Annotated in this window: 15 protein-coding genes; 5 read left to right on the top strand and 10 right to left on the bottom strand. The window is 68.3% G+C overall.

The genetic code is table 11. The features are described from left to right. Positions 1 to 54 precede the first annotated feature (54 nt). The 3 genes from F5X71_RS03425 (at position 55) to F5X71_RS03415 (ending at position 2,119) form a co-directional block, all read left to right on the top strand. Positions 55 to 786, top strand: a complete 732-nt coding sequence (locus tag F5X71_RS03425) for an MOSC domain-containing protein (protein WP_167460633.1) — start codon at positions 55 to 57, stop codon at positions 784 to 786. After that, entirely contained in the window at positions 783 to 1,736 is a 954-nt protein-coding gene (locus tag F5X71_RS03420; protein WP_167460632.1) for an asparaginase, read from the top strand. Before F5X71_RS03425 ends, F5X71_RS03420 begins: the two co-directional genes overlap by 4 nt. Before the next feature lie 176 nt (positions 1,737 to 1,912). Further along, the gene (locus F5X71_RS03415) at positions 1,913 to 2,119 is read left to right on the top strand and encodes a DUF3073 domain-containing protein (protein ID WP_014981474.1); all 207 of its coding nucleotides are present in this window, start codon (positions 1,913 to 1,915) and stop codon (positions 2,117 to 2,119) included. Positions 2,120 to 2,390: 271 nt separating this feature from the next. On the opposite strand, the gene purM is transcribed toward F5X71_RS03415, so the two are convergent. The 6 genes from purM to purF form a co-directional block, all read right to left on the bottom strand. After that, positions 2,391 to 3,467 carry a phosphoribosylformylglycinamidine cyclo-ligase gene (purM, locus tag F5X71_RS03410; RefSeq protein WP_167460631.1) on the bottom strand — a complete coding sequence of 359 codons (1,077 nt, stop codon included), beginning with the start codon at positions 3,465 to 3,467 and terminating at the stop codon, positions 2,391 to 2,393. A gap of 225 nt (positions 3,468 to 3,692) precedes the next feature. Beyond that, positions 3,693 to 5,405, bottom strand: a complete 1,713-nt coding sequence (locus F5X71_RS03405) for an ABC transporter ATP-binding protein (RefSeq protein WP_167460630.1) — start codon at positions 5,403 to 5,405, stop codon at positions 3,693 to 3,695. Beyond that, on the bottom strand, positions 5,402 to 6,379 hold the full coding sequence (locus F5X71_RS03400; protein ID WP_238815968.1) for an ABC transporter permease: 978 nt from the start codon (positions 6,377 to 6,379) through the stop codon (positions 5,402 to 5,404). Before F5X71_RS03400 ends, F5X71_RS03405 begins: the two co-directional genes overlap by 4 nt. 92 nt (positions 6,380 to 6,471) lie before the next feature. Beyond that, positions 6,472 to 7,482, bottom strand: coding sequence for an ABC transporter permease (locus tag F5X71_RS03395; protein WP_238815967.1), 1,011 nt, complete (start codon positions 7,480 to 7,482; stop codon positions 6,472 to 6,474). 122 nt (positions 7,483 to 7,604) lie between these two features. After that, complete coding sequence (locus F5X71_RS03390; protein ID WP_238815696.1) at positions 7,605 to 9,221, bottom strand: ABC transporter substrate-binding protein; 1,617 nt, start codon at positions 9,219 to 9,221, stop codon at positions 7,605 to 7,607. Between the two features lie 500 nt (positions 9,222 to 9,721). Next, on the bottom strand, positions 9,722 to 11,302 hold the full coding sequence (gene purF, locus F5X71_RS03385; protein WP_167460626.1) for an amidophosphoribosyltransferase: 1,581 nt from the start codon (positions 11,300 to 11,302) through the stop codon (positions 9,722 to 9,724). Positions 11,303 to 11,536: 234 nt separating this feature from the next. Here purF and F5X71_RS03380 point away from each other — a divergent pair, with 234 nt between their 5' ends. Continuing rightward, positions 11,537 to 12,805, top strand: a complete 1,269-nt coding sequence (locus F5X71_RS03380; RefSeq protein WP_167466172.1) for a YhgE/Pip domain-containing protein — start codon at positions 11,537 to 11,539, stop codon at positions 12,803 to 12,805. A 179-nt stretch (positions 12,806 to 12,984) separates the two neighbouring features. Here F5X71_RS03380 and F5X71_RS03375 read toward each other — a convergent pair whose 3' ends face one another. From F5X71_RS03375 to F5X71_RS03365, 3 genes are all read right to left on the bottom strand, one after another. Then, positions 12,985 to 13,377 carry a sterol carrier family protein gene (locus tag F5X71_RS03375; RefSeq protein WP_167460625.1) on the bottom strand — a complete coding sequence of 131 codons (393 nt, stop codon included), beginning with the start codon at positions 13,375 to 13,377 and terminating at the stop codon, positions 12,985 to 12,987. A 114-nt stretch (positions 13,378 to 13,491) separates the two neighbouring features. Beyond that, positions 13,492 to 14,136, bottom strand: a complete 645-nt coding sequence (locus tag F5X71_RS03370) for a CPBP family intramembrane glutamic endopeptidase (protein ID WP_167460624.1) — start codon at positions 14,134 to 14,136, stop codon at positions 13,492 to 13,494. Continuing rightward, the gene (locus F5X71_RS03365) at positions 14,133 to 15,872 is read right to left on the bottom strand and encodes an alpha/beta hydrolase (RefSeq protein WP_167460623.1); all 1,740 of its coding nucleotides are present in this window, start codon (positions 15,870 to 15,872) and stop codon (positions 14,133 to 14,135) included. Before F5X71_RS03365 ends, F5X71_RS03370 begins: the two co-directional genes overlap by 4 nt. A 235-nt stretch (positions 15,873 to 16,107) precedes the next feature. On the opposite strand from F5X71_RS03365, the gene F5X71_RS03360 reads away from it, so the two are divergent. Beyond that, positions 16,108 to 16,398 (top strand): YiaA/YiaB family inner membrane protein, encoded by a 291-nt coding sequence (locus F5X71_RS03360; RefSeq protein WP_014981461.1) that lies wholly within the window; start codon positions 16,108 to 16,110, stop codon positions 16,396 to 16,398. Between the two features lie 65 nt (positions 16,399 to 16,463). On the opposite strand, the gene F5X71_RS03355 is transcribed toward F5X71_RS03360, so the two are convergent. Beyond that, the gene (locus F5X71_RS03355) at positions 16,464 to 18,158 is read right to left on the bottom strand and encodes an alpha/beta hydrolase (protein ID WP_238815695.1); all 1,695 of its coding nucleotides are present in this window, start codon (positions 18,156 to 18,158) and stop codon (positions 16,464 to 16,466) included. Positions 18,159 to 18,218 lie beyond the last annotated feature (60 nt).

Raw genomic sequence — 18,218 nt, 5'->3', positions numbered from 1 at the left:
GCGGCGCCGCGTCCGCCCCGACCGTCCTGCCACCACACCACGAAAGGGCTGCCCATGCGATCCGGTGATACCGGTGAGGTGCTCGCGGTGTGCGTGGTGCATGCCGAGATCGAGGTGCCGACCCGGGTCGGCCGTTCCGCCATCGACAAGCGGCCCCGGCCGGGCCGGGTGCCCGTGCGCGCGCTCGGCCTCGACGGCGACCACGTCTGCGATACCGACCACCACGGCGGCGTGCACCAGGCGGTCTACGCCTACGCCGACGAGGACGCCCGGCGTTGGGCAGGCGAACTCGGCCGGGAGTTGCCCGTCGGCTGGTTCGGCGAGAACCTGCGCATATCCGGGTTGCCGATCAGCGACGCGGTGTTCGGCGCCCGCCTGAGCATCGGCGACACCTTGCTCGAGGTGAGCGCGCCGCGGGTGCCGTGCGCGACGTTCCAGCACTGGAGCGGGCAAGCCCAGTGGGTCAAGCGGTTCACGCTGCGCAGCGACACCGGCGCCTATTTCCGAGTGCTCACCGAGGGCACGATCGGCGCGGGCGACACGGTGACCGTGCGGCACGTGCCCGAGCACGGCGTCACCGTCCGCGACCTGTTCACCGGCCACGATCCGGAGTTGCTCGCCATCCTGCTCGCCGCGGAACCGACCATCTCCGACGACGTACGCATGCAGATCGAGCGCCATACGCGCAGGCACGCGAACGCCGAACGGCGCCGAGCGAGCCTGGCCACCGATACCGGCGTCGCCGACCGGCACGCCGTCGAACTCGACACGGGAGCGCAGCTGTGAGTGTGGATCTGGTCGAAGTAGTCCGCTCCGGTTTTCGGGAGTGCGTGCACCGCGGCTCGGCCGTCATCCTCGATCCCGCGGGCGAGCCGACCCTGGCCCTCGGCGAGGTGCATCTGCCGATCTTCCCGCGCTCCACCAACAAGCCGATGCAGGCGATCACCCTGCTGCGCCACGGTTTCGAGCCGCTCGACGACGCCGAGCTGGCCATCGCGACCGCATCGCACTACGGCGAGCCCGATCACGTCGCGCTGGTGCGCAGGCTGCTCGACCGGTTCGGCTTCGACGAGAAGGCCCTCGAATGCCCGCCGGACCTGCCGGTCGACGACAAGGCGCGCGCCGCCGTGCTGTCCGGGCCACAGGAACCGCGCCGGATCTACATGAACTGCTCCGGCAAACACGCCGCGATGCTGGCGACCTGCGCGATCAACGGCTGGCCGACCGAGGGGTACCTCGATGTCGCGCATCCGCTGCAGCAGGCGGTCATCGCCACCGTCGCCGACCTGACCGGCGAGCCCGAGACCGATCTCGGCATCGACGGCTGCGGTCTGCCGATCATCCCGGTCTCGCTGGTGAACCTGGCCCGGGTGTTCGCGACCATGGCCACCGCCGCGCCCGACGCGCCCGAGCGGCGCGTCGCCGACGCCATCCGCGCCCATCCGCGAGTGATTTCGGGCACGAACGCACCCGATTTGTTAGCTATGCAGGCCACCCCCGGACTCGTCTGCAAGATCGGCGCGGACGGTGTGCACGCGGGCGCGCTACCCGACGGCACCGCCTTCGCCTACAAGATCGACGACGGCCACGACCGCGCTCGAATGCCCCTGACGCTGGCCATTTTGCATCGAATCGGGGTGGATTGGACCGACGCGCACGCCGAGTTGGCGGCCCCCGCGGTGCTCGGCGGCGGCGCCCGCGTCGGCGTGATCCGAGCGATTCCGGGAGTGCTGTAGCCGCCCCGGTCAAGGGCGACAACCGGGCAAACGGAACCTCTTCGGGAGTTCTTCAGGCACTCCTGGAAGCGAGACCGCCGGACACACGCTAAAGTGTCTGTCAGGAAGAGTATTAATTCGAACGGGGCCGCCAACCAAACCCCAGGCCGCCCCGCAGTGACGCGAGGGGGTCAGCCATGGGCCGTGGCCGGGCTAAGGCAAAGCAGACCAAGGTCGCACGCGAGCTGAAGTACAGCAGCCCGCCGAGCGACTTCGCGAGCCTTCAGCGCGAGCTTTCGGGCAGCCCCAACTCCCAACGGAGTGGTGTGCTGTCCGATGAGCACAACGCGGACGAGTCCTCTACCCGTTGGGAAGAGGACGACTACGACGACTGGCGCCGCTGACTCGAAGCAACGCATGAAGGGGGAGGTCGCGTGCCTCCCCCTTCAGCCGTTGCCAAGTGTCGACGGCCTCCGCCGAAAAGCCTTACATCACACCGGCGTCCCGCATCCTCGCGATGCGGGACGCTGTGTTGATTTCGCGATCCCGCTCGACGGCTGGACGTTTCCCGAGCGCGGCTGGTTCGACAACACCCGCGAATCGGCAAGGCAGACAAAGAAACTGCCCGGTTCGCGACGGCGTGACCGCTGCGAACCGGGCAGTGACGGGTGAACCTCAGAAGCGCGGGTGCTCGCCGACCAGGACGGCGCGCAGGGCGTCGGAGTCCTTGGCCTTCTTGACGGTACCGAGGGTCCAGCATTCGATGTGGCGGGCGGTGAGCACGGCCAGCGCGCGGTCGACGTCCTCGGGTGCGACGACGGCGACCATGCCGACGCCCATGTTGAACGTCTTCTCCATCTCGGCCCGCTCGACCCGGCCGCGCTGGGCGATCATCTTGAACACCGGCGCGGGGTTCCAGGTGCCGCGATCAAGTTCGGCGACCATGCCGGCGGGCAGCACCCGGCCGAGGTTGGCGGCCAGGCCACCGCCGGTGACGTGGGCGAAGGTGCGCACATCGGTTTCGGCGATCAGGGCAAGGCAGTCCTTGGCGTAGATCTGGGTCGGCTCGAGCAGTTCTTCGCCGAGGGTCCGGCCGAACTCCTCGACGTGGCCGGTGAGCGACATGCGGTCGATGTCGAGCAGCACCTTGCGGGCCAGGCTGTAGCCGTTGGAGTGCAGGCCGGAGGAGCCCATGGCGATCACCACGTCGCCGGGGCGCACCCGGTCCGGCCCGAGCACCGCGTCGGCCTCGACCACGCCGACACCGGTCGCGGACAGGTCGTAGTCGTCGGCATCCATCAGGCCGGGATGTTCGGCGGTCTCGCCGCCCAGCAGTGCGCAACCGGCGCGCACGCAGCCCTCGGCGATGCCGGAGACCAGCTCGGCGACCTTCTCCGGGACGACCTTGCCGATGGCGATGTAGTCCTGCAGGAACAGCGGTTCGGCGCCGCACACCACGAGGTCGTCGACGACCATCGCGACCAGGTCAAGGCCGACGGTGTCGTGCTTGTCCATCGCCTGCGCGACCGCGATCTTGGTACCGACCCCGTCGGTGGACGCGGCGAGCAACGGTTCGCGGTAGCCGCCCTTCAGTGCGAACAGCCCGGCGAATCCGCCGAGGCCGCCCTGCACCTCGGGTCGGCTCGCCTTCTTCGCCAATGGCCCGAACAACTCGACTGCGCGGTCACCTGCCTCGATGTCCACGCCTGCCGCGGCGTATGAGGCACCACCACTGGGGGTCTGTTCAGTCATTTTCGGGGAAAGCTCCAAACCGAATCGGCGGATAGATGCCTGCTCACGCTACCGGAGACGAATAACAGCCCAGCACCGGTATTGCTTCGTGCTGCCCGTCTCTCGGCGTCTTTTACCGCTTGACCGCGCCGCGGGTCTTGACAACCTTGCCGGTGGTCGCGGCCCGCGGCGCTGTCGCCGGATATCCGGCGAGTCACCCGGATGGGTGGGAAATCACTCGCCAGATTATCCCGTCTGCACCTCGACGTCGTCGACCTCGGTGGCGAACAGACCGGCATTGGCTGCCCGCCTGCGCCGCTGCTCCACCGGGTCGGGCACCGGCACCGCCGCGACCAGGCGTTGGGTGTACTCCTGCTGCGGCGCACGCAGAATGCGATCCCGGTCACCCTGCTCCACCACGGCGCCGTTGCGCAGCACCACGATCCGGTCGGCGAGCTGATCGACCACCGCCAGATCGTGGCTGATGAACAGACAGGCCCAACCGCATTCCCGCTGCAGCTGCCCGAACAGCTCGAGCACCGCGGCCTGCACCGAAACGTCCAGCGCGCTGGTCGGTTCGTCGGCGACGAGCAGATCCGGATCCAGCACCAGGGCCCTGGCCAGGCTCGCGCGCTGCCGCTGGCCGCCGGACAGCTCGTGCGGGTACCGGCGTTCGGTGCCCGCGGGCAGCTGGACGTCGTCGAGCAGCTTGCGCACCCGCGCCTTGATCTCGGCCGAGCTGCCCGCCTGGTGCACGATCAGCGGCTCGGCGACGCACTCGCCGACGGTGAGCCGGGGATTCAGCGAGCTGGCCGGGTCCTGGAAGACGAACCCGAACCGCCGCCGGATCGGGCGCAGCTTGCGCCCGGACAACCCGGCGATGTCCTGCCCGCGCACCTTCACCACACCCGAGCTGGGTCGTTGCAGCGCGGCGACACAGCGGCCGATGGTCGACTTGCCGGAACCGGATTCGCCTACCAGGCCGAGGGTTTCGCCGGGGGCGATGCACAGGTTCACGTCGTCGACCGCGCGGAACGGCGGCCGCCCGAACGAGCCGGGGAATTCGACCACCAGATCGCACACCTCGAGCACCGGCTCGGCGGTCGAGTCGACCTCCTTGGCCGGTCCGTGCGCCAACTGTTCGGTGCCGAGGTGCGGGACGGCCGCGAGCAGTGCCCTGGTGTAGTCCGCCTTCGGGCTGGCGAACAGCTCGTCCACCGGCGCCTGCTCGACGACCTTGCCGTTGCGCATCACCACGACCCGGTCGGCCAGATCGGCGACCACGCCCATGTTGTGCGTGATCAACACGATGGCGCTGCCGATCCGGTCGCGTAGGTCGCGCAGCAGCTCGAGGATCTCGGCCTGCACGGTCACGTCGAGCGCGGTGGTCGGCTCGTCGGCGATGATCACCTTCGGCTCGCAGGCGATGGCGATGGCGATCACCACGCGCTGCTTCTGGCCGCCTGAGAGCTGATGCGGGTAGTAGTCCACCCGATGCTCCGGGTCGGGCAGGCCGACCATGCGGAGCAGTTCGATCGCGCGCGCCTTCGCGTCCTTCTTGCTCATGTTCGAATGCGCGCGCAGCGCCTCGCCGATCTGGAAGCCGACGGTGAACAGCGGATCGAGCGCGAGGCCCGGCTCCTGGAACACCATCGAGATCGCGCCGCCGCGCAGGGCGGTCAGCTGGCGTTCGTTCATCGAGGTGATGGTCTGGGTACCGAGGTTCACCAGGCCGCGCACCCGAGCGGTCAGCGGCAGCAGACCCATCGCGGTGCGCGAGCTCACCGATTTACCCGACCCGGACTCGCCGACGATCGCGAGGACCTCGCCCGGGTACACCTCGTAGGACACGTCGGAGACCGCGTACACGGGCCCGGCGTCGGTGGCAAAGGTGACCGACAGCGATTCGATGGACAGCGCGGGACGATCCCGCTCGACCACCGGTGCCGACTTGTTCATGACGTCTCCTTCCCGGCGGCGCCGTTCTCGGCAGGCTCGGCGGCATTCGTCTGCGGGGCGGCGCCGGGCTCGGCCGCGGCGGTGATCGCGTCGCCGGGGGCCGCCGAGACGGCGCGACGGGTCCGCAGGATCGGGTTGAGCACCTCGTTGAGGCTCTCGCCGACCAGGGTCATGCCGAGCACGACGAGCACGATGGCGAAACCGGGGAAGATGCCGGTCCACCAGATGCCGTTGGACACGTCCGACAGCGCCTTGTTCAGGTCGTAGCCCCACTCGGCGGCCTGGGTCGGCTCGATGCCGAACCCGAGGAAGCCGAGGCCGGCCAGGGTGAGGATGGCCTCGGACCCGTTCAGGGTCACGATCACCGGCAACGACTGGGTGACGTTGGCGAAGATGTGCCGGAACAGGATTCGCGCCGTCGAGGCCCCGGTCACCCGGGCCGCGTCGACGTAGGGCTCGTTCTTCACCGCGACGGTCGCGTTGCGCACCACGCGGAAGTATTGCGGCACGAAGACGGCCGTGATCGCCACCGCCGCGGACAGCACGCCGCCGAAGCTGGTCGAGCGTCCGCCCGCGACCACGATGGACACCACGATCGCAAGCAGCAGCGTCGGGAAGGCGTACATCGCGTCCATGAAGAGCACGAGCACCCGGTCGAACCAGCGACCGAGGTAACCCGAGAGCAGGCCGAGCGGCACGCCGATGAACAGCGAGAGCACCAGCGAGATCACGATCACGAACAGCGCGGTGCGCGCACCCCAGATCACCCGGGAGAACACGTCCTCACCGCGCACCGAGGTGCCGAACCAGTGGTCGGCCGACGGCGCCTGCTGCCGGACGAAATCCACACCGTCGGCAGCGTTTTGCGCGAACCCGTAGGGCGCGATGAGCGGTGCGAAGATGGCCGCGAGCACGAAGACCGCGACCAGCGCGAGGCCGAGGATCAACGTCGCGCGTTGCAGCCCCGCGGTCATCGAGAACAGCCGCAGGCCGGGTAGGCGACGGCGCACCGATGGCGGGACCGGCGGGGTCACCACCGGCTCGTTCAGCAATTCCGGTGCGGTCATCAGAACCTCACCCTCGGGTCGATCAGTGCCACAAGGGCATCCACCAGGAAGCTCATCAGGGCGATGAAGATCGCGATGAACGCGACGATGCCCTGTACCGCGACGAAGTCACGGGCCGAGAGGTAGGTCGCGAGCTGGTAGCCCAGCCCCTTCCACTCGAAGGTGGTCTCGGTGAGCACCGCGCCGCCGAGCATCATCGCGATCTGCATGCCCATCACGGTGACGATCGGAATCATCGCGTTGCGGAACGCGTGCCGTCCGGTGACCACGCGCCGAGACAGGCCGCGTGCGCGTGCGGCGTCCACGTAGTCCGAGCGCAGCGTCTGGATCAGGTTGATCCGCACCAGGCGCAGGAAGATGCCCGCGGTGAGCAGGCCGAGCGCGATCGCGGGCAGCACAGCGTGTTTCAGTACGTCGCCGATGTATCCCACGTCGCCGTACAGGATGCCGTCGACCAGCATGATGTTGGTCTTCGGTGAGACGTGCTGCAGTTGCAGCTCCACGTTGGTGCTCGCCCGGCCCGCCACCGGCAGCCAGCCGAGCTTGACCGCGAACACCAGCTTGAGCAGCAGGCCGACGAAGAACACCGGCGCCGCGTAGGCCAGGATGGCGAACAGGCGAAGCCCGGTGTCGGACAACGAATCACGGTGCGTCGCGGCGTAGCGGCCGAGCGGGATGCCGATCGCGAACGCGACGATCAGCGCCCAGAACATCAGCTCGAGCGAGGCGGCGCCGTAGGTGGTGATCACCTCGCTGATCTGCCGATTGTCTTGGGAGCGGCCGAAATCGCCGCGGAACAGACCGGAGATGTACTCCCAGTACTGGGTCAGGATCGGCCGGTTCAGCCCGGCCGCCTCCTTGCGTGCCTCGATCTGGTCCTGCGTCATGCGGCCACCCATGGCCGCGCTGATCGGATCACCGGCCACGCGCATGAGGAAGAAGACCAGCGTGGAAAGGATCCACGCGGTCACCGGAATCAGCAGCAGGCGCACGCCCAGGTAGCGGAGCAGCGCGAGCTGGCGAGAATCACTCCCGCCCTTCCCTTTTCGGGGCACGCCGAAGCGCCGGGCCCGGGCCGGCGCTGGCTTCGTTTCTGGAGCAGCTATCGTCCCGGGCCCGGCTTTGCCGGATGTCACTTGCTCAGCACCGTGTAACGGAACTTGAAGGACGCGTCGAGCGTCTGCTCGACACCCTGCACGTTCTTGCCCGCGACGGCAATCTGCTTGCCGGACAAGAGCGGAACGATCGGCAGGTGGTTCTGCGCGAGGTCACGCTGCAGGTTCTTCAAGATCTCCATGCGCTTGGTCTTGTCGTTCTCCGTGGTCTCCGCGGTCAGCTGCGCCGAGATGCTCGGGTCCTCGAAATGCGACTGCAGGAAGTTGTTCGGACCGAAGAACGGGGTCAGGTAGTTGTCCGGGTCCGGGAAGTCCGGGAACCAGCCGAACTGGTAGAGCGGGTACGAGTCGCGGGCGCGCTCACGCTGGTAGCTCACCCACTCGGTGGACTGCAGGTTGACCCGGAACAGGCCGCTGGCCTCGAGCTGCGACTTGATCGCCGCGTATTCCTCGGAGCTGCTCTGACCGTAGTGGTCTGGGTTGTATTGCAGGTTCAGCTCGACCGGGGTGGCGACACCGGCGTCGGCGAGGAACTTCGCCGCCTTCTCCTTGCTCGGGTCGGCGCCGTAGATGTCCTTGAACGGCTCGGTCGCACCCGGAACCCCCTGCGGCACAGACGAGTACGCGGGCAGGTAGGTGTTCTTGTAGACGCCCTTGGCCAGCGCGGCGCGGTCGACGGTGGACGCGAGCGCCTTGCGCACGGCCAGCTTCTGCTCCGGCGTGCCGCCCGGCATGGTGTTCATGTTGAACACGATGTAGCGCAGCTCGCCACCGGGACCCTCGTGCACGGTGACCTTGCTGTCGCCGCGCAGCGACTCGATGTCGGTGGGGGTCAGCGACCGGTACGCGACGTCGAGCGACCCGTTCTGCAGGTCGAGCTTCATGTTGTCGGTGGTGGCGTAGTACTTGGTCGAGACCGTCTTGGACTTCGGCGTGCCGAGGATGCCGTTGTAGTCCGGGTTCGCCTTGTACTCGACCAGCTTGTTCTTGTCGTAGCTGGCGATGGTGTACGGGCCGGAGTAGCCCTTGGCCGCGACGACTTCCTCGTCGGCCATCACCTTGTCGGCCGCGTACACCTTCTCGTCGACGATCGGGCCTGCCTGGGTCGGCAGCACCGCGGGGAAGGTCTGGTCGTTGGGGACCTTCAGGGTGAAGTTGACCGTGCGGTCGTCGGGGGCGTCGGTCTTCTCGAGATTGCCGAGCAGCGACGCGGGACCGTTCGGATCATTGATCTTGATCATCCGGTCGAAGGAGAACTTGACGCTCTTCGCGGTCAGTGGGTTGCCGTTGGCGAACTTGAGGCCCGGCTTCATGGTGCAGCTGTACACCGTCGGGCTGGTGAACTCGCACTTCTCCGCGGCGTCCGGCTTCGGCGTCGCATCGCCGGGCGCGAAGTTCAGTACGTACTGGTAGAACTGCGTTTCCGCGACCAGGGAGCCGTTGTCATAGGCGGCCGCCGGGTCGAGCGAGAAGATTTTGTCCGTAGTGCCGGCAAGCAAGCCACCACCGTCACCACCATCACCGGTCCGGCCGGAACCGCAGCCGGCCAAGGCAGACGCAACCAGCGTCGCCAGGCCGACGGCCGCGATAGTTCGCGTCCGGGTCCGGCCCCCAGGTGTTTTCGAAACCAACATCAGGGCCCCACTTCTCGAGCGCCACACCGCGTTGTCCTGGATCGCAGGCCCGGTGCGGACACAATTGAACATCCGATCTGACGGGCACCGTACCCACGAACCATTTCCGGCACGTTGCGTTTTCACAGAAAAGATTGCCGGGGCGTGAGCCGGCGTTGCAAATAGTGCATCACAGGGGCCAGACCACCGGACGAATGTCGAGGTTCTGGCTAGAACGTCCGATTTCGCGTCTCGAAGAGGCCATTGTTCAATCAAGGACAAAACGCCCGAAATCAAGCGGCGCGCGAAATCGACTCGCCGAAACTCCGCGATCCGGCAAGCGCGCACCTCAGCACGCCTGCGGACGATCGACACGACAAATAGATCGGCCGCGGAAACCGGCCACGCGATGTCGGAGTTACCGGCACTCGCCTGAACAGAGCATCAGGGACACTGCGCACCCGAGAAAGCAACGAGGCGAGCCACCCCGGGTGACTCGCCTCGCGAACGGTAATCGGTGCCTACGGCCGGCTCAGCGCGCTGGCGTTGGCGTTGTCGGCCAGCAGGGCCGCCTCGGACTGGCCGGTGAGCATGCCCTCCAGCACGTTCTTGCCGATGGCCGCCTCGGTGGGCAGCGGAATCGGGTAGTCGCCGTCGAAGCAGGCGCAGCACAACCGCGACCGCGGCTGCTCGGTCGCGGCGATCATGCCCTCGGTGGAGATGTAGCCGAGGGTGTCGGCGCCGATCGACCGGCGCACGCCCTCCACCATCTCGTCGAAGCTGCCCTCCGCGCCGGAACCGTTCGCGATCAACTCCGCGGGCGAGGCGAAGTCGATGCCGTAGAAGCACGGCCACTTCACCGGCGGCGAGGCGATCCGGACGTGGATCTCGAGCGCGCCCGCCTCGCGCAGCATGCGGATCAGCGCGCGCTGGGTGTTGCCGCGCACGATCGAGTCGTCCACCACGATGAGGCGCTTACCGCGGATCACCTCGCGCAGCGGATTGAGCTTGAGCCGGATGCCGAGCTGGCGGATGGTCTGGCTCGGCTGGATGAACGTGCGCCCGACGTAGGCGTTCTTCATCAGGCCCTGGCCGTAGGGCACGCCGGAGCCCTGCGCGTAACCGACCGCCGCGGGCGTACCCGACTCCGGCACCGGAATGACCAGGTCGGCCTCGACCGGATGTTCGGCGGCCAGCCGCCGCCCGATCTCGACCCGGGTGGCGTGCACCGAACGACCGGAGATGGTGCTGTCCGGCCTGGCCAGGTACACGTACTCGAAGACACAGCCCTTGGGCTCGGGATTGGCGAAGCGCATCGAGCGCACGCCGTCGGCATCGATCGCCAGCAGTTCGCCGGGTTCGATCTCCCGGACGAACGCCGCGCCGACGATGTCGAGCGCCGCGGTCTCGCTGGCAACGACCCAGCCACGGTCGAGCCTGCCAAGGCACAGCGGGCGCACGCCGTGCGGGTCACGCGCGGCGTAGAGGGTGTGCTCGTCCATGAAGGTCAGGCAGAACGCGCCGCGCAAGGTCGGCAGCAGTTCCATCGCCGCCTGCTCGATGCTCGAGTCGGCGGCGGCGTGCGCGAGCAGCGCGGTGATCACGTCGGAGTCGGAGGTCGCGGCCATCGGCTGCGGGCGGCCGTTGGCCACCGTCGCGCCGATGAGCCCGAGTTCCCTTGCCCGGCCCGCCAATTCGGCGGTGTTCACCAGATTGCCGTTGTGGCCCAGGGCAAGTCCGGAGCCGACCGCGGTGGTGCGGAAGATCGGCTGCGCGTTCTCCCAGGTCACCCCGCCGGTGGTGGAGTAGCGGCAGTGCCCGACGGCGATGTGGCCTGGCATGGCGGCCAGCGTCTGCTCGTCGAAGACCTGGCTGACCAACCCCAGATCCTTGAAGACCAGGATCTGTGAGCCGTCCGAGACCGCGATGCCCGCAGCCTCCTGACCGCGGTGCTGCAGGGCGTAGAGGCCGTAGTACGTGAGCTTGGCCACGTCCTCGCTCGGCGCCCAGACACCGAACACACCACACTCTTCGCGTGGCTCGTTCTCGTCCTGATCGGGGGTGGCGGATGTGCTTACGACCGGCAGTTCGGCGTTGGTCACCGTTTGCTCCCTGTTCGGGCGGGCTGGGGGCGATCTCATTCTACGGGTGAAACCCCGTTCGCGATCACTCGCCACCGCATCCGGACAGCAATCGAGTGCGGCGCAGCACGCGGCGCGCGCACCCCGGCAACTGTTACCGTGCCAGCCGTGACGACTACCGACAGCGCGGACACCGGCGGCGGAGCGGGATCGAACACGGCGGGAACGGGAAACAAGCGCCGGCCATGGGCCCGCATGGTGCTGTTTCCCATCTCGGTGCTGACCTTGCTGACCGCTCTGCTCGGCATCATGTATCTGGATTACGTCGTCGATCCGGAAGAGAATCTGCACGACTTCCCGATCGCCCTGGTGAATCAGGATGTGGGCGATGTCATCAAGAAGGCCGACGGTCAGCAACAGGTGAACTTCGGTGACCAGATCACCGAGGCGCTGCGCACCGGCGTGCCCGCGGACAAGGTCGATCTGCGCGTGCTCGGCATCAGCGAGGCCGAGCGGCAGCTGAAGTCCGGTGCGGTCTACGGCGCGATCGTGATCCCCGGCGACTTCAGCAAGCAGCTCGGCAATCTCGGCATCGGCAGCGTGATCCCCGGCGACGTGGAGCGCCCGATCATCACGCTGCAGACCAACCCGCGCACCGGCGCGTTCGGCACCCAGATCGTGTTGCGCGTCGGCAATCAGGCGCTGACCGAGGTGAACAAGCAGGTCGGCAAGCAGCTCACCGATCAGGTGAACGAGCAGCTGAAGCCGCAGCCCGGTGCTCCGCCCGCGCCCGAGCTGTCCGGCGCGACCCGGCTCGCGATCGCCGATCCGGTGAAGGTCGTTGTGCAGCAGTACCGTCCGTTGCCCGACGGCACCGGCCAAGGCCTGTCCGCGTTCTTCTACGCCCTGCTGTTGCTGCTGGCCGGCGTGGTCGGCGCGATGGTCATCCACACGATGATCGACGCTCAGCTCGGCTTCGTGCCCACCGAATACGGCCCCTGGTACGTGCACTATCCCCCGACACCGATCTCCCGCTTCCGCACCCTGCTGATCAAGTGGGGCGTGCTGGTGGTGACCGCGAACATCGTCTCGGCGGTGTTCCTGATCGTCGGCAAGATCCTGAACATGCCGATCGATCATCCGCTGGCGCTGTTCCTCTACAGCGCGCTCGCGATCATCGCCGTCGGCGCCACCGGCCTGTCCATGCTGGCCGCGATCGGCTCGGCGGGCCTGCTGGTGAACCTGATCCTGTTCATCATCCTCGGCCTGCCCTCCTCCGGCGGTACCGTCCCGATCGAAGCGACCCCGCAGTACTTCGGCTGGCTCGCCTCCTTCGAGCCGATGCACCAGGTCTTCCTCGGCATCCGCGCCATCCTGTACTTCGACGCGAATTTCGAGGCGGGCCTCTCACGCGGAGTCTGGATGGCCGTGCTCGGCCTCGCCATCGGCCTGGCCTTCGGCGCCGCGATCACCCGCTTCTACGACCGGAAGGGCCTGCACCGCACCAACCGCGTCGAAGCGTGACCCGGACCGGCCGGTGTCTAAGTCCGCACCGGTTCCATCCACCGTTCAGTTCCTCGCCCGGCAAGTCGGGAGGAGCTGATACCGGAGTTGTCTCGGCGACAACGCGGCCTGCGGGCGTCGGGAAACGTGCCGAGGTTCCTCGACGCGGCACCGGTGCCTGACGCCGATCAGACGGCGGATCAGTCGACGGCGGGCTTGGTGACGGGCAGCCAGTGGGCCACCTCGGCGGCGCGATTGCCGGAGGCGGTGAGCGTGCCCGCGGCGACGGCGGCTTCGAATTCCAGCAGGCCGGTGGCCAGCAACAACCAGGTGCGCGGATCGGTTTCGACAACGTTCGGGGGTGTGCCCCGGGTGTGGCGTGGGCCCTCGACGCATTGCACAGCGACGAACGGGGGCACCCGCACCTCCACCGAATGGCCGGGCGCGGAGGCGGCGAGGGCACGGGCGCTGGCGCGGACCGCCGCGGCCAGCTCGGTGCGGGCGGGAGCCGCCACCGTCTCGTCACGCAACCACGCGCTCACCGCGTCCACCGCCGACCGGAGCTCGCCCGGACTCACCGATTGTCGTGCCACCCCACCGAGACTACCGACCGACTACCGCCACCTCCCGCGCACTAATTCGCACGCCGCGCACTGGTTCGCACGCCGCGCGCACATTTGCTGACAAACCCGTGTGCGGCAGAGCAACTAGTGCGCGTGCGCACGCCAACGGGACTGGTGCCGGGCGCATTGCGGGGCGAGAGCACCGCCGACGTTGGTGGCCAGGTGCAGCAGGGCGGGGGCGGTGGCACTCGCGGTGCGGCGACGGAGCCAGCCGAAGACGAGACCGCCCGCGGCGGTGACGGCGACGGTGAGCGGCACGCTGTCACCCGTAGCGCGGGCCGGATGGATATGCCAGAGACCGAAGGTCGCCGAGCCGATCACGGTTGCGGCGGCCGGACCGAAAGCATGGTCCAGCACCGGTTCCAGCGTGCCGCGGAAGACCAGCTCCTCGCTGTACACCGTGCCGATCGGGATGTGCACGCCCACCCACTCGGCGATCGGGACATCGGGCGCGCGATCGGCGGCCGCCGCCAGCCCCTTGCGCGCTGACGGCACGGCAAGGGCCGCACCGTAACCGGCGGCAACCAGCGCTGCCGACACCGCCCCGTAGCGAAAACCCTTCGTGGAGAGCCAATTAGGCGCACCCCCGAAGGCGAGCGCGTACGCCGTCGCGAACCCGGCGTTGGCCGCGCTGCGCCCGCGCGGCCCGAGGCCGAGTCCGGGCCGTACGAGATTGCTCCACGCCAATGGGATGCCGATGGCGGCAACAGCTTTCGGTAACCGACTCACTTGATCTTCCGTTCGAAATCCTCGGCGGCCTCGATCTGTGTCCTGATCCGATCCGAGAGCTCCGCGGTCCAGTCCGGTGGTGCCGCGATGGCCGCCCAGCCGTCCAGCACGAGGCTGCCGTAGCGGTGCCCGTGCCCGTCGGTGACCCCCTGGGCATTGGTGAGATCGGCGGCGACCTGCCAGAACGTGACGAAGGGCCACCAGCGCATCTGCGAGGAGACGTCCGAGCCGCGCGGCTCGGACAACCAATCCGGTTGCGAGAAGATGAGATCGGTCGACCACCAGACGATCGGGTCCGAGGCGTGTTGCAGGTACGCGATCCGCGGTGGCCGCCACTCGGTCGACGGGCGCGCGAGATCGGCGCTGTCGGAGGCGAATCGGACAACCAGCCCGTCGGCGTAGACCGGCTCGACCGCCCGCGACCCGGGATCGCGGCGCGAAACGAACTGCTCCCACAGCCGATTCGAGTTCGGCGGCCCCACCCACAGCGCACCGTCCACCTTCGTACGCAGGTCGGCGAGGCCGTCGAAGGCGGCCTCGGAACCCTGCGAGCCCAGGCTTTCGCCGTAGACCAGCAGCTTGGGCCGCTGCTGCTGCGGCCGCGCGCTCCAATGCCGATACACCGCGTCGAACAACTGCTTTCCGGCGGTCGCGGCCTTGCCGCGGTCGGCGAGGAACGACAGCACGCTCGGCAGATACGAGTACTGCGTGGCGATGATCGCGCTGTCGCCGCCGTACATGTACTCGATCGCCCCGGCCGCCATCGCGTTCACCCAGCCGGTGCCGGTGGTCGTCACCACCACGAGCACCTTGCGGTCGAACGCGCCGGTCCGCTCGAGTTCGGCGGCAGCGAGCTCGGCGGGCTCCTGCCCATCACTGGCCGACTCCAACCCGACGTAGGCCCGGATCGGCTCGCGCGCGGGCTTTCCGGTCACCTCGCTGATCTTGCTCGCGGTCGGTCCGTGCGAGACGAACCACCGGCCCTCGAAGCCGAGGGTCTCCCATTTCGCCAGGGACGCGGGGCTGCCGGAACGTTCCGGCTGGGTCGGCTGGATGGCGTACTGCGAGGTGTGGTCGTTGCGCACGCTGAACGCCGAGTTGGCCACGGCGAAGAACGCCCGCGAGGCCACACCGTTGAAGATCGTCACGGTCAGCACGACGAGCACCAGGAACCCGGCCGCAGGCGCCAGCTCGCGCGGCACCCGAACCCACCGGTTGAGCAGTCGGGCCAGGAACAGGATGGTCACGCGCACGGTCCGGTATCCGGCCACCACCGCGGCGCCGACCGCCATGCTCAACAGGCCGGTGCGCAGATAGGCCGGGGTCGTGGTGCCTTCCATGTTCATCAGCGCGGTGATCTCGCGCTGCCAGCGCGCCGATTGCACCAGCATCAGCGCCGCGCTCAACGCCGCGGTGAACAGGATCGCGGACTTCACGGCGTAGCGCACCCAGGTGGGCGGCGGCGGGACGAACTTCGCCAGCCGCGGCCGCACCCACAGTCGGAACAACCACTCGAGCACGCAGCCGACGCCGTAACCGATCGCCGCGTTCAGCCCACTGATCAGTCCCTGGAACAACCAGTCCCGCGGCACCAGCGACGGCGTCACCGACAACGCGAAGAACAGCGTCGCGAACACCAGCCCGACATAGTTCAGGTCGATGATGTCTTCGGCGCGCCGCACGACGACGACGCCGCGCGCACGCAGCTTCGTCAGGGTGGAGGCGGTCTCGAGCACGAACTCAGCGCGGGCGCGGTTCGGTCGCGAGCGGTGCCATAACGATCATCACCGCAACAGTATGGCGGTCCGGTTGCGCCTTGCGGCGTTGGCCAGGCCGCCATCGGGCGGATCGACACAGATCACACTCGCTATCGCGCCCGTCATCTCGCGCATCGGCGGGTCGGCAACTACCCAGGGCCCTCGAGTAGTTGTACGCGGTTGTGCGGGTGCGCGTATCGCCAGAATTCTCGGTATGAGCACTCCCAACGCACAGCCGAAGACCACCTCGGCCTTCGTCGCACAGGCCGCGATCGCGTTCGGCGTCAGCTTTTTCGGGGCAGGCGCGGGCATTCTGTATCTGCCGCTGGACATCTGGCAGCGCAGCTTCCTGGCGATGAGCCTGCTGTTCCTGGTCACCAGCACCTTCACCCTGGCGAAGGTGGTGCGCGACCAGCACGAAGCCGCGACCGTACACGGTCGCATCGATCAGGCACGAATGGAAAAGCTGCTCGCCGAGCACGATCCGTTCAACACCATCGCCTGATCACCGCTCCTGGGCGGGCCCGGTGACGAGGGGTCCTGGCCCGCCCAGGCACGCGCGGCGGCTGCTCACTTGAGCGAGCGTTCCCGAACGGCCGACTCCGCCAAGTAGTTTCGGATCCGATCCGAGAGATCGGCGGTCCAGTCCGGCGGCTGCGCGATCGCGGCCCAGGCATCGAGCACCAGCGTGCCGTACCGATGCCCGTGTCCGTCCTCGACGCCTTGGGCATTGGGCAGGTCGGCCGCGACCTGCCAGAACGTGACGATCGGATACCACGCCATCGTCGGCGACACGTCCGCGCCGCGCGGCTCGCGCAACCAATCCGGTTCGGTGAACAGCAGATCCGGCGACCACCACACCACCGGGTCGGACGCGTGCTGCAGGTAGGCGACCCGCGGCGGGAGCCAGGTGCTCGACGGCTGCCACAGGTCACCGCGACCGTCGGCGAAGCGCACCACGAGGCCGTCGGCGTAGGTCGGCAGCACTTCGGGGGAACCGGGGTCGCGGCGCGTGACGAACTCACGCCACAGCCGATTCGAGTTCGGCGGCCCGACCCAGAGCACGCCGTCGGTGCGGTTGCGCAGATCCGCGAGGCCGGAGAACGCGCCCTCGGCGCCCTGCGAGCCGAGACTCTCCCCGTAGACGAGCAGCTTCGGCCGCGCCTGTTCCGGCCGCGCCGACCAGTGCTCATAGACCTTGTCGAACACCAGCTTTCCCATCTGCGTCGCCTTGTCCCGGTCCGAAAGGAAGGACAGCACGCTGGGCAGATACGAGTACTGGGTGGCGACGATCGCGCTGTCGCCGCCGTACATCATCTCCACGGACTCGGCGCTGGTCGAGTCGACCCAGCCGGTGCCGGTCGTGGTCACCACGACCAGGACCTTGCGGTCGAAGGCACCGGTGCGCTCGAGCTCGGCGACGGCCAGCTCGGCCTGCGCCTGCGGTCCGTCCGCCGACTCCAGGCCGGTGTAGACGCGGATCGGCTCCCTGGCGGGTTTGCCGGTGACCCGCTCGATGTCCGCGGCGCTCGGCACGTAGGAGACGAACCAGCGGCCCTCCGAACCGAGGGTCTCCCACTTGGCCAATGAGGCGGGGCTGCCCGATCTTTCGGGCAGCCGCGGTTGGGTGGCGTTCGGCGAGGTGTGGCTGTTGCGCACGCTGAACGCCGAATTCGCCACGGAGAAGAAGGCTTTCGCCAGTACGCCGTTGAACAGGGTGACGGCCACGACGGTGACGATCAGGAAACCGAGCGGCATGGCCAGCCGGCGCGGGACGTGCACCCGCTTGCTCAGCTCGGCCGCGACCAGGCGCACCAGCAGGCGAACGGCGCGGAACACCCCGATGACCAGCGCGATCACCGCGGCGCTCAACGCGCCGGTGCGCAGGAAGCCACTGGTCGTGACGTCGTCCATGCCCATCAGCTGGGTGATCTCGCGCTGCCAGCGCGCCGATTGCACCAGCATGAGCACCGCGACGACGAGGCAGCCGACCAGCACCGTCACCTTCGCCACCGCGGGCAGCCAGCCGGGCAGGTCCGCGAGCACCGTGGTCACCCTGACGGGCAGCCGTGGGCGAATCCAGCTGCGGTACATCAATTCCAGCAGACAACCGAAGCCATAGCCGATGGCCGCGTTGATCCCGCCGACGAGCCCCTCGAACAGCCAATCCCGCGGCAGCAGCGACGGAGTCAGCGACAGCGCGAAGAACAGCGTCGCGACGACGAGCCCGAAGAGAGAAAACGGCAACTGATTTCGCACGAACATGGGTAACTCGCCGGGGACCGGCTGACTCCGCCGATCCCCGTCCGCCTGCCGCCGGCGCTC

The sequence above is a fragment of the Nocardia brasiliensis genome (assembly GCF_011801125.1).
Lineage (GTDB): Bacteria > Actinomycetota > Actinomycetes > Mycobacteriales > Mycobacteriaceae > Nocardia > Nocardia brasiliensis_C.
The sequence above is the reverse complement of the archived record's forward strand: the minus strand, read 5'-3'. Positions and strand labels throughout refer to the sequence as shown.